Source organism: Pseudoxanthomonas composti, from assembly GCF_004122095.1.
In the GTDB taxonomy this organism is placed as follows: domain Bacteria; phylum Pseudomonadota; class Gammaproteobacteria; order Xanthomonadales; family Xanthomonadaceae; genus Pseudoxanthomonas_A; species Pseudoxanthomonas_A composti.
This window is the reverse complement of record NZ_SAWZ01000012.1, coordinates 51,441-63,756: the sequence shown is the minus strand read 5'-3', so window position 1 is coordinate 63,756 and position 12,316 is coordinate 51,441. Positions and strand designations below refer to the sequence as shown.

Annotated in this window: 13 protein-coding genes; 7 read left to right on the top strand and 6 right to left on the bottom strand. The window is 69.3% G+C overall.

The genetic code is table 11. The features are described 5' to 3' along the window. Positions 1-230 precede the first annotated feature (230 nt). The 5 genes from frmR to EPA99_RS17150 all read left to right on the top strand — a co-directional run bounded on the left by frmR (position 231) and on the right by EPA99_RS17150 (position 3,176). Complete coding sequence (gene frmR / locus EPA99_RS17170) at positions 231-506, top strand: formaldehyde-responsive transcriptional repressor FrmR (RefSeq protein ID WP_129472474.1); 276 nt, start codon at positions 231-233, stop codon at positions 504-506. 65 nt (positions 507-571) lie between these two features. After that, positions 572-1,681, top strand: a complete 1,110-nt coding sequence (locus EPA99_RS17165) for an S-(hydroxymethyl)glutathione dehydrogenase/class III alcohol dehydrogenase (protein ID WP_129472473.1) — start codon at positions 572-574, stop codon at positions 1,679-1,681. Between the two features lie 10 nt (positions 1,682-1,691). Then, positions 1,692-2,006 (top strand): DUF3658 domain-containing protein, encoded by a 315-nt coding sequence (locus EPA99_RS17160; RefSeq protein WP_164978686.1) that lies wholly within the window; start codon positions 1,692-1,694, stop codon positions 2,004-2,006. 19 nt (positions 2,007-2,025) lie between these two features. Continuing rightward, complete coding sequence (fghA, locus tag EPA99_RS17155; protein WP_129472497.1) at positions 2,026-2,856, top strand: S-formylglutathione hydrolase; 831 nt, start codon at positions 2,026-2,028, stop codon at positions 2,854-2,856. Continuing rightward, positions 2,853-3,176 (top strand): hypothetical protein, encoded by a 324-nt coding sequence (locus EPA99_RS17150; protein WP_129472471.1) that lies wholly within the window; start codon positions 2,853-2,855, stop codon positions 3,174-3,176. The genes fghA and EPA99_RS17150 overlap by 4 nt, the downstream gene beginning before the upstream one ends. Here EPA99_RS17150 and EPA99_RS17145 read toward each other — a convergent pair. Both EPA99_RS17145 and EPA99_RS17140 read right to left on the bottom strand, forming a co-directional pair. Continuing rightward, positions 3,161-3,856, bottom strand: a complete 696-nt coding sequence (locus EPA99_RS17145) for an adenine nucleotide alpha hydrolase (RefSeq protein WP_129472470.1) — start codon at positions 3,854-3,856, stop codon at positions 3,161-3,163. The two genes, EPA99_RS17150 and EPA99_RS17145, sit on opposite strands and share 16 nt — an antisense overlap. Beyond that, positions 3,856-5,271 carry an aminotransferase-like domain-containing protein gene (locus tag EPA99_RS17140; protein WP_129472469.1) on the bottom strand — a complete coding sequence of 472 codons (1,416 nt, stop codon included), beginning with the start codon at positions 5,269-5,271 and terminating at the stop codon, positions 3,856-3,858. Before EPA99_RS17140 ends, EPA99_RS17145 begins: the two co-directional genes overlap by 1 nt. A gap of 307 nt (positions 5,272-5,578) precedes the next feature. On the opposite strand from EPA99_RS17140, the gene EPA99_RS17135 reads away from it, so the two are divergent. Together EPA99_RS17135 and EPA99_RS17130 are read left to right on the top strand one after the other, a co-directional pair. Continuing rightward, complete coding sequence (locus tag EPA99_RS17135; RefSeq protein ID WP_129472468.1) at positions 5,579-6,370, top strand: PhzF family phenazine biosynthesis protein; 792 nt, start codon at positions 5,579-5,581, stop codon at positions 6,368-6,370. A gap of 31 nt (positions 6,371-6,401) precedes the next feature. After that, on the top strand, positions 6,402-7,316 hold the full coding sequence (locus EPA99_RS17130; RefSeq protein ID WP_129472467.1) for a DMT family transporter: 915 nt from the start codon (positions 6,402-6,404) through the stop codon (positions 7,314-7,316). 495 nt (positions 7,317-7,811) lie between these two features. Here EPA99_RS17130 and EPA99_RS17125 read toward each other — a convergent pair whose 3' ends face one another. From EPA99_RS17125 to EPA99_RS17110, 4 genes are all read right to left on the bottom strand, one after another. After that, complete coding sequence (locus EPA99_RS17125; protein WP_129472466.1) at positions 7,812-8,150, bottom strand: hypothetical protein; 339 nt, start codon at positions 8,148-8,150, stop codon at positions 7,812-7,814. Positions 8,151-8,227: 77 nt separating this feature from the next. Then, on the bottom strand, positions 8,228-9,169 hold the full coding sequence (locus tag EPA99_RS17120; RefSeq protein WP_129472465.1) for a DegV family protein: 942 nt from the start codon (positions 9,167-9,169) through the stop codon (positions 8,228-8,230). Positions 9,170-9,581: 412 nt separating this feature from the next. After that, the gene (locus EPA99_RS17115) at positions 9,582-10,859 is read right to left on the bottom strand and encodes an amidohydrolase family protein (RefSeq protein ID WP_129472464.1); all 1,278 of its coding nucleotides are present in this window, start codon (positions 10,857-10,859) and stop codon (positions 9,582-9,584) included. Further along, positions 10,856-12,265: an amidohydrolase gene (locus EPA99_RS17110; protein WP_129472463.1), complete on the bottom strand. Its 1,410-nt coding sequence runs from the start codon at positions 12,263-12,265 to the stop codon at positions 10,856-10,858. Before EPA99_RS17110 ends, EPA99_RS17115 begins: the two co-directional genes overlap by 4 nt. Positions 12,266-12,316 lie beyond the last annotated feature (51 nt).

The following is a 12,316-nucleotide window of genomic DNA, read 5'->3' as shown; positions in this document are numbered from 1 at the left end:
ACTGCCGTCATCCTCGGCCATGCCAGAAGGGCGATGCGCACAGGACCGTCGGGGTGGGCCACGGTCCTGCGTTCGGTGTGCTGCGCAGGGGCAGGGCACTGTCGCCGCCAGCCATGCCATCGCCCGGCGCGTCCTGACGTGCGCTGACAGGCCAGCCGCGGTGCCGCTCGGGCTGGCGCGCGCGAGTCGCTGTGATATACTCTACCCCAGTATAGTTAAGCGAACCCGCCATGCCGCATTCCCCGGAAGAGAAGAAGCGCGTGCTTGCGCGGGTGCGACGCATCCGTGGCCAGACCGATGCGCTGGAGCGCGCGCTGGAGGCTGGTGCGGACTGCGCGCCGGTGCTGCAGCAGATCGCGGCCATCCGCGGCGCGGTCAACGGGCTGATGTCCGAGGTGATGGAAGCCCACATCCGCGAAGAATTCGGCACCCCAGCCGCCGACGAGCGCCAGCGCGCCGCGCGCGTGCAGGAAATGGCGCTGTTGGTGCGTTCCTACCTGAAGTAATCCGTTCACCGCCGACGCGCGCAACGCGTGTGGCCTCTCTTACACCCCTCGCAGGAGCCGCCTCCATGAAATCCCGTGCCGCCGTTGCCTTCGGTCCCGGCCAGCCGCTCAAGATCGTCGAGATCGACGTCGCCCCGCCCAAGGCGGGCGAGGTGCTGGTCAGGATCACCCACACCGGTGTCTGCCACACCGATGCCTTCACCTTGAGCGGCGATGATCCGGAAGGCCTGTTCCCGGCGGTGCTGGGCCATGAAGGCGCCGGCATCGTGGTCGAGGTGGGCGAGGGTGTGACCAGCGTGGCCCCGGGCGATCATGTGATCCCGCTGTACACCGCCGAATGCGGCGAGTGCCTGTTCTGCAAGTCCGGCAAGACCAACCTGTGCGTGGCCGTGCGTGCAACGCAGGGCAAGGGCGTGATGCCCGACGGCACCAGTCGCTTCTCCTACAACGGCGAGCCGATCTACCACTACATGGGCTGCTCGACCTTCAGCGAGTACACGGTCGTGGCCGCGGTCTCGCTGGCCAAGATCAATCCGGAGGCCAACCCCGAGCATGTTTGCCTGCTCGGCTGCGGCGTCACCACCGGCATCGGCGCGGTGCACAACACCGCCAAGGTGCAGGAAGGCGATTCGGTGGCCGTGTTCGGCCTGGGCGGCATCGGCCTGGCGGTGATCCAGGGCGCCAGGCAGGCCAAGGCCGGGCGCATCATCGCGGTGGACACCAATCCGTCCAAGTTCGAGCTGGCCCGCCAATTCGGCGCCACCGACTGCGTCAACCCGAAAGACCACGACACGCCGATCCAGCAGGTGATCGTGGAGATGACCGGCTGGGGCGTGGACCATTCCTTCGAGTGCATCGGCAACACCCAGGTGATGCGCGCGGCGCTGGAATGCGCGCACCGCGGCTGGGGCCAGAGCGTGATCATCGGCGTGGCCGGCGCCGGCCAGGAAATCTCCACCCGCCCGTTCCAGCTGGTCACCGGACGCCGCTGGCTGGGCACCGCCTTCGGCGGGGTCAAGGGTCGCACGCAGCTGCCGGGCATGGTCGAGGACGCGATGAAGGGCGAGATCGAGCTGGCGCCATTCGTCACCCACACCATGGGTCTGGAAGCCATCAACGAAGCCTTCGACCTGATGCACGAAGGCAAGTCGATCCGCTCGGTGGTGCATTACTGAGATGAGCACGATGTCGAACAAATCCGCCCTGCAGGCGGCGCTGGAAAACGTGGACCTGGGAGATGAGGCGCGCGAGGCGATCGCGCGCTTGGACGAACAGGACCTGGCGCAGATCGACCAGGCAATCCTGGCCGCGCTGGATCGCAGCTGGAAGAAGACCGGCTTCATTGCCGCCGGGGTGATGATCGCCGCGCCCGATGAGCACGAAGACCTGCCCGAAGCGTTCTATGTCACCCGCATCCGCGCGCTGGCGCAGGCCGCGCGCATCGAGGTCAAGGGCGACCTGGATGCATTGAAGACCAGCGAGATCCGCCTTGCCGCCTGAAGGAGGCCAGCACATGAGCATCGAGCGTATCGAACACCGCGCCGTCAGCGGCGGCTGGCAGGACGTCTACCGCCATACCTCCACAGCGCTGGGCTGCGAGATGAACTTCGCGATCTACCTGCCGCCGCAGGCGGCCACGCAACGGCTGCCGGTGCTGTACTGGCTGAGCGGCCTGACCTGCACCGAGCAGAACTTCATCACCAAGGCCGGTGCGCAGCGCTATGCGGCCGAGCATGGGGTGATCCTGGTCGCCCCGGACACCAGTCCGCGCGGCGATGCAGTGGCCGACGCGGAGGGTTACGACCTGGGCAAGGGCGCGGGCTTCTACGTCAACGCCACCCGGCAGCCATGGGCGGCGCACTACCGCATGTACGACTACATCGTCCAGGAGCTGCCGGCGCTGATCGAGGCGAAGTTCCCGGTGACCGATGCTCGCGCAATCTCCGGGCACTCGATGGGCGGGCACGGTGCGCTGGTGATCGCGCTGCGCAACCCGCAGCGCTATCGCAGCGTCTCGGCGTTCTCGCCGATCGTGGCGCCCACGCAGGTGCCGTGGGGCGACAAAGCCTTCAGTGCCTACCTGGGGCCGGACCGTGATGCCTGGAAGGCCTACGACGCGACCGAACTGGTGCAGACCTCCGCACCGCCGCTGCCGTTGCTGATCGACCAGGGCGATGCCGATGAGTTCCTGGACGCGCAGCTCAGGCCGCAGCTGTTCGCACAGGCCGCCGAACAGGCCGGCTATCCGATCACCCTGCGCATGCAGCCGGGCTACGACCACAGCTACTACTTCATGGCCAGCTTCATCGGCGAGCACATCGCCCACCACGCGCGGGCACTGAAGGCATGAGGATCTGGCTGGGCGGCGCCGGCCTGTTGCTGGCGCTGTCGGCCTGCAATGCCGACGGTCCGCAGATCCGGCAGGTGGGTGGGGGCGTGCTGGATGTCTCGCGCGCCGAGGGGATGCAATTGCTGCATGCGGCAGAGGACTACTGCGCAAAACGCGGCGCGCAGTGGGTCGCAAGGCCGGTCTCGCTGCAACCCGGCGATGCAAACGCGCAGGACGCGACGCACTGGGGCAGCCGCGCCGCCCACCTGCAGTTCCGTTGCGTCAGCCAGCCGGACCAGGCCAGCGCCGGGCAGGGCGAGGCGGATCAGGACAGCGCGTAATCGGTGTAGGCAAAGCGCGCCTGACGCAGCAGGGTCTGGCCACGCGCCAATGCCAGCGGTCGATCGAACATCGGCCCCTCCCGCACGCAGGTGTGGAACTCGCCACGCTCGCCGCAGGGATCGACCTGCGCGGGCAGGTCGTTGAGCAGGGCGTGGTCGAACTCGCGCCCGGCGAAGCCAGCATCCAGCTGGGTCGTATCCACGCAGCACAGCGCCGCGCGCAGCCCGCCCTGCAGCATCGTGCGCGCCAGCGCAGCGGTGTCCGTGCCGAACAGCGGCGTCTCCACCTCCCAGCCCAGCGCCGAGAGCCGCTGCACCCGGTAGTCGCGGATGTCCTGCAGGAACAGGTCGCCGAAGGCGGCCGTGCGCAACGCCGGCCAGCACGCCTGTGCGCGCTGCAGCGCATCGGCCATGGCCGCGTCGTAGCCGGCGTTGTCGCCACCGGCGCGAATCTCCTGTTCGATCAACGGCAGGCCAGCGGCCTGCGCCTGCGCGCGGACTACCCGGCGGCGCACGCCCTGCATCGAGGACCGCTCGTACTCGGCGGTGAAGGTGGTCAGCAGCGCGACCACCTCCACGTCCGCGCGCTGGCGCAGGACATGCAGCGCCCAGGCCGAATCCTTGCCGCCGCTCCAGGCCAGCAGGGCCTGGCGGCGCGCGGGCGGCGTGTGCGTGGGCATCACTGCCGGGCCCCTGGCTGCCGGGCCGCCAGCCTGCCGAGGTGGCGCATGGCCTTGTCCAGGCGCGCGTCCCAGGGCAGGCCGCAGCTCAGGCGCACGCAGTCGCCATAGTCGCCGCGGCTGGAGAACAGCACCCCGGGCGAGATGCCGATCCCCGCGGCTCGTGCGGCATCGAACAGCGCCAGGCCATCGCCTCCTGGCGGCAGCTGCAGCCACAGCGACAGTCCGCCGGCAGGCGCGCTGCAGCGGGTGCCGGCGGGCCAGTGGCGCGCGATGGCATCGCGCATGCGCTGGCCGTTGTCGGCCACGGCGCGGCGCAGCCGGCGCAGGTGGCGCCCCAGGCCGTGGCGCGCCAGGTAATCGCCCACCGCCAGCTGCGGCAGGCTGGCGTTGCTCGAACTGGAAAAGTACTTGGCGCGCGCCAGCGCCTCGGTCCAGGCCGCGCCGGCCAGCCAGCCCACGCGCAGGCCCGGCGCCAGTGTCTTGGAGAACGAGCCACAGGTGATGACGTTGCCGCCGGTGTCCCAGTGCCGCAGCGGCAGCGGCCGCTGGCCCGACCAGGCCAGCTCGCCGTAGATGTCGTCCTCGATCACCACCGTGCCGTGGCGCGCGCAGCTGGCTAGCAGCGCCTGCTTGTCCGCATCGCAGGTCAAGCTGCCGGTGGGGTTGTTGAAGTTGGGCACCAGGATCGCCGCGCGCACCGGCGTGTGCTGCAGCAGGCGATCCAGCCGCGCCACGTCGATGCCGTGCTCCAGCCGGTTGGGGACTTCCAGCACCTTCAATCCCAGCGCCGCCACCGCCTGCAGGATGCCGTAGTAGGTCGGGGTTTCCACCAGCACCACGTCGCCGGGCGCGGTGACCACACGCAAGGCCAGGGTCAGCGCTTCGGTCGCCCCGGCGGTAATGACGATCTCCTCGGCGGTCATCGCCGTGCCGGTGTGTTCGTAGCGCTGCGCGATCTGCCGACGCAGCGCCGGATCGCCCTGGGAGGGGGCATAGTCCATCGCCGCCGTCGCCCGTCGCCGCGTCGTGCGCGAGAGCGCCGCGCCCAGGGGCGCATGCGGCAACAGCGAGGCGTCGGGCACCGCCGCGTGCAGCATCAGCAAGCCGGGGCGTTGCGGAAGCTCCAGCAGCCCCTGCAGCGCCGGGTTGGCGACCTGCCCGGGCGCGCGCCGTCGCGCGATCGGCGTGGACGGAAGGCCCGAGGGCGCGGCACGCACGAAGTAGCCCGAGCGTGGACGCGCCTCCACCAGGCCCTCGCGTTCCAGCTGCAGGCAGGCCTGCACCGCCGTGGCGGGACTGATCTGGTGCGCCAGTGCCAGCTGCCGCACCGAGGGCAGCCGTTCGCCGCCGCGAAGCGTGCCTTGGGCGATCTGCCGGCGCAGGCCGGTGGCGATGGATTCGTAGAGCAGCATGCGCGCTGGATCTGTATTGGCCTGGTTTCAGGATAGCCGAGTCTGTATCGCCCGCATGCCTCGATGCTGCTCCATTCGTGGTCGGCCTCGGCAGACCGGCACCGCTACGCTGGCGCCATGCCAAAGATGAGCGCGGTCCACGCCGCGTGATCGCCTGACATCTGCCCGTGCAGTATGCATGCACCGCAGCGCCTCCCCGGATCTGTATTGGTCGAACTGGCCCGGATCTGATCCTGTACCGGTCATGCCGTGGCCGCTTAGGCTGGCTTGCCCGGCATCACGCCGGCTTGGCCGACAGGACCTGGACATGAGACTGCCGATCAGCATCGTCGATGCCTTCACCCGCACGCGTTTCGGTGGCAATCCCGCGGCCGTGGTGGTGCTGTCGCACTGGCTGGCCCCGGCGCAGATGCAGGCGATCGCCGCGGAGAACAACCTGTCCGAGACCGCCTTCGTGCTGCGCGAGCCGGATGGCGCGTTCGCGATCCGCTGGTTCTCGCCGGCGACCGAGATCGCCTTCTGCGGCCATGCCACGCTGGCCAGTGCCCATGTCATTGCGCAGCGGGCGCTGGCACCGTTCCCGATCGTGGTGCGCGCGCCAGCGGTGGGCCAGATGCAGATCGCGCGCAGCGCCGACGGGCACGGCTTCGAAATGGACTTTCCGCTGCGGCGCGCGCAGCCCGTCGAGGCGCCGGCGGCGCTGCTGGCCGGCCTGTCGATCGCGCCGCGGCAGGTGCTGCGCAACGTCCAGGCCTGGATCGCGGTCTATGCCCAGGAGCGTGAAGTGCGTGAGGTGATGCCCGACCTGGAACGGCTCAAGACGCTGGGGCCGTTGGACGTGGCGGTGACCGCGCCGGGCGATCGCCATGACTTCGTCTCGCGCTATTTCTGGCCGGCCAACGGTGGTACCGAGGACCCGGTCACCGGCTCGATTCACACCGCGCTGGCGCCGTACTGGGCCGAGCGCCTGGGACGCAGCGACCTGCGCGCCCTGCAAGCCTCCTGGCGCTCGGGCGAACTGCGCTGTCGGGTGGCCGGCGAGCGCGTCCACATCGCCGGCGACACCGTGCAGTACCTGGACGGCCACATCGAGATCTGAGCGCACTGGCTCGCACATGAGGAGTTTCACGATGGAGACTTACGAACACGGCGCCGCGCGCCGTGCGCTGTGGCAACTGCTGGTCGCCGAGGTGCTGATCGGCTCGGTCGGCGTGTTCGTGCGAGAGAGCGGCCAGGACCCGGTCACCGCGGTGTTCTACCGTTGCCTGTTTGGCGCGTTGTTCCTGTTGGCCTGGGGCCTGGCGCGCGGACACCTGCGCGGCGTGCTGGGCGATCGCGTGCTGCTGCGCGGGGCGGTGATCTCCGGGGTGCTGCTGGTGCTCAACTGGGTTGCGCTGTTTGCCGGCATGGCGCGCTCCTCGATCGGCGTGGCGACCATGGTCTACCACTGCTTCCCGTTCGTGATGCTGATCCTGGCCGCGCTGGTCCTTGGCGAACGCACGCGGCCGGCGGACTGGGCCTGGACCGCGCTGGCCTTCCTCGGCGTGGCGTGCTCGGCCGACCCGCTGCGGCTGCTGGGGCAGGTCGATGCCACCTACCTGTCCGGCATCGGCCTGACGCTGCTGGCGGCGGTACTGTGCGGGGCCTCGCTGCTGATGTCGCGCAGCGTCGGGCGCCAGCGACCGTTCGCGGTGGTCACCGTGCAGTGCTGCGTCGGCGCGGCGATGTTGGCGGGGTTTTCCTCCAGCGCCACGCTGCACCTGGGCGCGCACTGGGGGTGGCTGATCGGCCTGGGCGTGATCCACAGCGGCATCGTCTACGTGCTGTTCTATTCGTCCTACCGCCACCTGTCGGTGGCCACGATCGCGGTGGTCGCCTTCGTTTATCCGCTGGTGACGCTGCTACTGGATTACGCGCTCTATGGCCATCGGCTGCATGCCGTGCAGCTGCTGGGCCTGGCGTTGATCGTGCTGGGCACGCTGGGCGTGAACCTGAAATGGCGCCTGCCCATGCGCAGGGCAAGTGCACTGGACGCCGCTGGCTGAGCGTGGCGCGCCGAGGCACGGATGGCCGCGGAGGCGCGTGTCGCTCTTCGCCCAAGCGCTCACGACCTACAGCAGACAGGCGTGGAGTGGAGGAGGGGAAATGTCACCTTGGAGCCACGCTCCAGTTTGGTTGATTTGCAGCGATGGTGGATGGAGGAGCGTCATCCACCCTACGGTTCGCGCGGGGACGTTGATGGAAGAGGAGGTGCCATCGTCCGGGTAAGGTAGGGTGGACAACGCGAAGCTTGTCCACCAGCGCCGCGCTGCGGCATGACGACGAGTCAAGCATCAGCGGGCTGAGAGCTCGCCTTTTTGCAGCTGGACGCAACACCGAAATGACGTGCGTCGGTGCTTGTTCGGTCTGCAGGGAGGTGGATGGAGGAGCGTCATCCACCCTACGGCGCGAGTGTGCTGTCGCTGACGGAGGAGGGCGAGCCTCTTCCCGATCACGTAGGGTGGACAAGGCGAAGCTTGTCCACCAGCGCACGTGGGCCCTCAGCGCACGTCGCGCAGCTGCCAGCCGCTGCCGGCCAGCCAGCGCAGGCGCTGCTTGAGGATCTCGCTGGGCAGGCTGGTGCTGACCACCAGGTCCACGTGCAGGTCGTCCTGCTGGCCGGTGACGCTGGCGCCAGGGTCGGTGGCGCCCAGGGCAGGGTCCACCTCGTCGGGGTCGGCCTGCTGCCCGCGCCAGCGCTCGAACAGCGTCGGGGTCCGCAGGGCATCCTGCAACTGCTCGGCGAAGCCTTCCGCTCCGTGTGCGCTGAAGCTCAGCGCGCTGTCGCTACCGCGGGCCTTGGCGGGGTCGGGCAGGCTGATGAAGTAACGCACGGCCATCGGGTGTTTCCTCGCGTTGGATGCGGCGCAGCCTAGCCAGGAGCGGGTGATTGCGTCGTCGAAACCTGTCGCGGGATTCAGGCGAAGTTATGCGGCTCGGCGGCGAAGGCCACCGCCAGTGCGCCCTTGCCGACGTTGACCATGCCGGTCAGGCTCATCACCGACTCGAACACCTCCACCTGCTGCTCGGCGCAGATCTCGCGCAGGCGCGCGTAACCGGGAAGCTTGCGCAGCTCTTCCAGTTCCCCGCCATAGCCCACGCTCAGGGTGGGGGTCAGCAAGCCCTTGCGCACCTGCTTGCCGGCGAACTCGAACAGCTTCTGCGCCGACGGCTCGAAGCCCTTGAGCTTGGCCACCGGCTCGGTCACCCCGCGATGGGCGCGCAGCACCGGCTTGATGTCCAGCGCGCTGCCCAGCGCGGCGCTCAGCAGGCCCACGCTGCGGTCGCCCTTGGTGCGGGCGCGGGCGCGCAGGTAGTACAGGTCGCGCGGGATCATGTACCCATAGGTCTGCTCGGCCAGCGCTTCCAGGCGCGCACGGATCTGCGCCACCGAGGCATCGGCCGCGCGCATGCGCACCGCCTCCACCGCGGTGATGGCCTGGCCGGCGAACAGGTTCAGCGTGTCGATCACCCGCAGTGCGAACGGCGAGGTGTGGCCCGCGGCCTGGCGCACCGGCTTGTAGTCGTTGAGGATCGCGAAGCTGGCCTGCATCGCGTTGTCGTGGATCTGGCTGCGCAGCTTGGAAATGGTCAGGCAGAACACGTGGTCGTAGTCGATCACCAGGCGCTGCAGGAACAGGTCGCGGATCTGGTTGACGGTGAACGGCGTGGTCTCGGCCTCGTGGCCGCGCTCGGCCACATGCGCCTGCAGGAAGCTCAGCGTGGCCTCCTCGTCGCGGTGGTCGGCCAGCACGGCCTCGCCGATCCGCACGGTGATCGGCAGCACGACGATGTTGTTCCGCTCGATGAAATCGGCCGGCAGATCGCAGGCCGAGTCGACAACGATACCGATACGCATGGTGTCCCCCCTGGCGCGGCCGGACTTGGCGGCCGCTTCTGTCGCGAATGTGCGCGGACGCTAGCGCATCGGCGCGCCCGCGCCAAGGCTTATGCAGGAGTGAGTGTTGAAGCGAGAAGTGAGAAGTGAGCAAAAAAGCGTAGCCCCGCTTTCGCTCACTCCTCACTCCTCGCCCCACCACTCACTCCTCACCCCAAGGCGCGCACGTGAGTGATGAAAGGAGGAGAAAAGAGCGAGCAAGGCGAGAAGTGGCCCCGCTTTCGCTCACTCCTCACTCCTCGCCCCACCACTCACTCCTCACCCCAAGGCGCGCATGTGAGTGATGAAAGGAGGAGAAAAGAGCGAGCAAGGCGAGAAGTGGCCCCGCTTTCGCTCCACTCCTCACTCCTCGCCCCACCACTCACTCCTCGCCCTAAGGCGCGTAAGCGCGCGGCAGCGGGCCGGCCGCGCGCAGGTAGCGGTCGCGCAGCTCGGTCTGGCGCGAGCGCATCGGAATGGCGCGTCCGCCCAGCCACAGCTGCTGGGCGGTGTTGATCACGTCCAGCGGATCGCCTGACCACAATGTCATGTCCGCGGTCTTGCCCACCTCCAGGGTGCCGATGCGGTCGGCCACGCCCAGCACCTGCGCCGGCACCCGGGTCAGGCCGGCCAGGGCGTCTTCCCAGGGCAGGCCGTTGGCCACCGCGATGCCGGCGCCTTGGCGCAGCTTGCGCGCGTTGGGCGTGGAATCGCCGCCGAGCATGAAGCTGACCTCCACCCCGGCCTGGCGCAGGCGCGCCGCGTTCTCCAGGGTGGCGCCGATCTGGTCGAAGTCCGCCGGCAGGTCGGCGAAGGCATCGACGAACACCGGCACCTTGGCGCTGGCCAGCTCGGGCCCGACGCGCCAGCCTTCGGCCGCCCCGGCGATGGCGATGCGCACCTTCTCCCTGGCCGCCCAGCGCAGCAGGCGGCGGATGTCGGCCGCGCGATTCACCAGCACCACGATGCGGCCCTGTCCGCCCAGGTAGCGCGCCAGCACCGCACGGCCCGTGGGCGTGAGCAGCGCATGCGGGGAGTCGGCCGGGACGCGGCCGCGCGCCTCGGCCACCAGCTGGTCCAGCAGCATCCACTGCGCCGCGCGCGAGGTGCCGCTGAACTTGGTGGCATCGGTGCCCAGGCGCACGAACAGCGCGTGCGGGCCGAGCGGATCGGCGCTGCCGTCCAGCCGCATCACCCCGCCCTGGCCGGCGATGAAGGACGCACCGGTGGTGGCGGCCACCAGGGTGAAGCCGATGCCTTCCACGCGCGCCACCGGGATCACCACCGAGTCGGGGTTGAAGGCCAGGGTGACGTCGAACTCCGGACGGATCGGCTGGTCGTGTTCCAGGCTCACCGCGCTGTCCACGGTGGACTCCTCGCCGGAGACTTCCTCCACGCCGATCTCGCTGATGCCGCCGAACAAGGCCGGCGTCAGCGGCTTGCCGGCGGCTTCCACCACCGTGGCCCCGGCCGGTGCGGCCAGGCCTTGGCCGATGGCGCGGATGATGCCGCCCTGCACCAGCACGTCGGTGTCCTGCAGGGTGCCGCGGCTGCCGGCCGTGTGCACGGTGGCCTGGCGGATCAGCACATCCTGGGCAGCCGCAGGCGAGGCGGCCACGCCCAGCACGGCGGCCAGCAGCAGCTTCCTGCGCAGCAGGCGGGCGCGGATCATGGCGCACCTCCCTGGCCCAGCATGAAGTCCGATACCGGTTGCCTGCTGCGGTCGTGGCGGTCGTACACGCGCGCCCCGTCGATATAGACCTGCTCGGCCTGCGCGTAGACGCTGAAGGGGTTGCGGTTCCACAGCACCACATCGCCCATCTTGCCCGGCTCCAGGGTGCCGGTGACGGTGGAGATGCCCATGGCCTTGGCCGGGTTGGCGGTCAGCCAGGTGATGGCGTGTTCGGGGCTGATGTCCATGCCGATCTTGCGCGCGTTGGCGATCACCTTGGCCGCCTCCTGGTTGAGTCGCTGGATGCCTTCTTCCGAATCCGAATGCACGATGGCGCAGCCGCCCGGGGCGCGATCGACGATGGCGATGTTCTCCTGGATGCCGTCGAAGCTTTCCATCTTGAAGCCCCACCAGTCGGCCCACAGCGCGCCGCAGATGCCTTCCTGGGCCAGCCGGTCGGCGACCTTGTAGGCCTCCACGCCGTGGTGGAACGCGGCGATCTTGAAGCCGAACTCCTTGGCCAGGTCCATCATGATGTTCATCTCGTCGGCGCGGTAGCAGTGGATGTGCACCAGGATGTCGCCGTTGATCGCCCCGGCCAGCGTGTCCAGCTTGAGGTCGCGCTTGCCGCCGGTATCGCCGCCGCTGTCGTTGCCCTCACCACCGGAAGCGCGCGAGAACCAGCGCTTCTTCTTCGGCTGCTGGTCCTTGGGCTGGTTCTTGCTGCGGTACTCGGCCGCATCGATGAAGGCCGCGCGGTAGCCGGCGACATTGCCCATGCGTGTGGCCGGGCCGCCCTTGCCGCCGTAGACGCGCTTGGGGTTCTCGCCGCAGGCCATCTTCAGGCCCCAGGGCGCGCCGGGGAACTTCATCGCCTGGTAGCTGGTGGCGGCCACGTTCTTCAGGGTCACCCCGCGTCCACCGACCAGGTTGGCCGAGCCCGGCAGCACCTGCAGCGAGGTCACCCCGCCGGCCAGGGCCATGCCGAAGCCTGGATCCTGCGGCCACACCGAGTGTTCGGCCCAGACATTGGCCGTGACCGGTGCGGTCATCTCGTTGCCGTCGCTGTGCGCGCGCACGCCGGGGCTGGGGTACACGCCCAGGTGGGAGTGCACGTCGATGATGCCCGGGGTCACCCACTTGCCCGTGCCGTCCACGCGGGTGGCGTCGGCCGGGGCCTGCAGGCGCTGGCCCACGGCCGAGACCTTGCCGTCCACCAGCAACACATCGGCATCGTCCAGCCGCGTGCCAGTGCCGGTCAGCACGGTGGCGTGCTCGATCAGCACCGGGCCGGAGGCGATGGCCTTGTAGGTGCTGGGGTAAGGGTCATCGGTGAACCGCGACTTGGCGGCCACCGGGCCGCAGCAGCACAGCAGGCCGGCCATGGCCAGCAAGGTAGGACGCATCAGGTGTCTCCCCGGTCTGAATCGTTTCAAGCTAACCGCTGCGCATGCCGG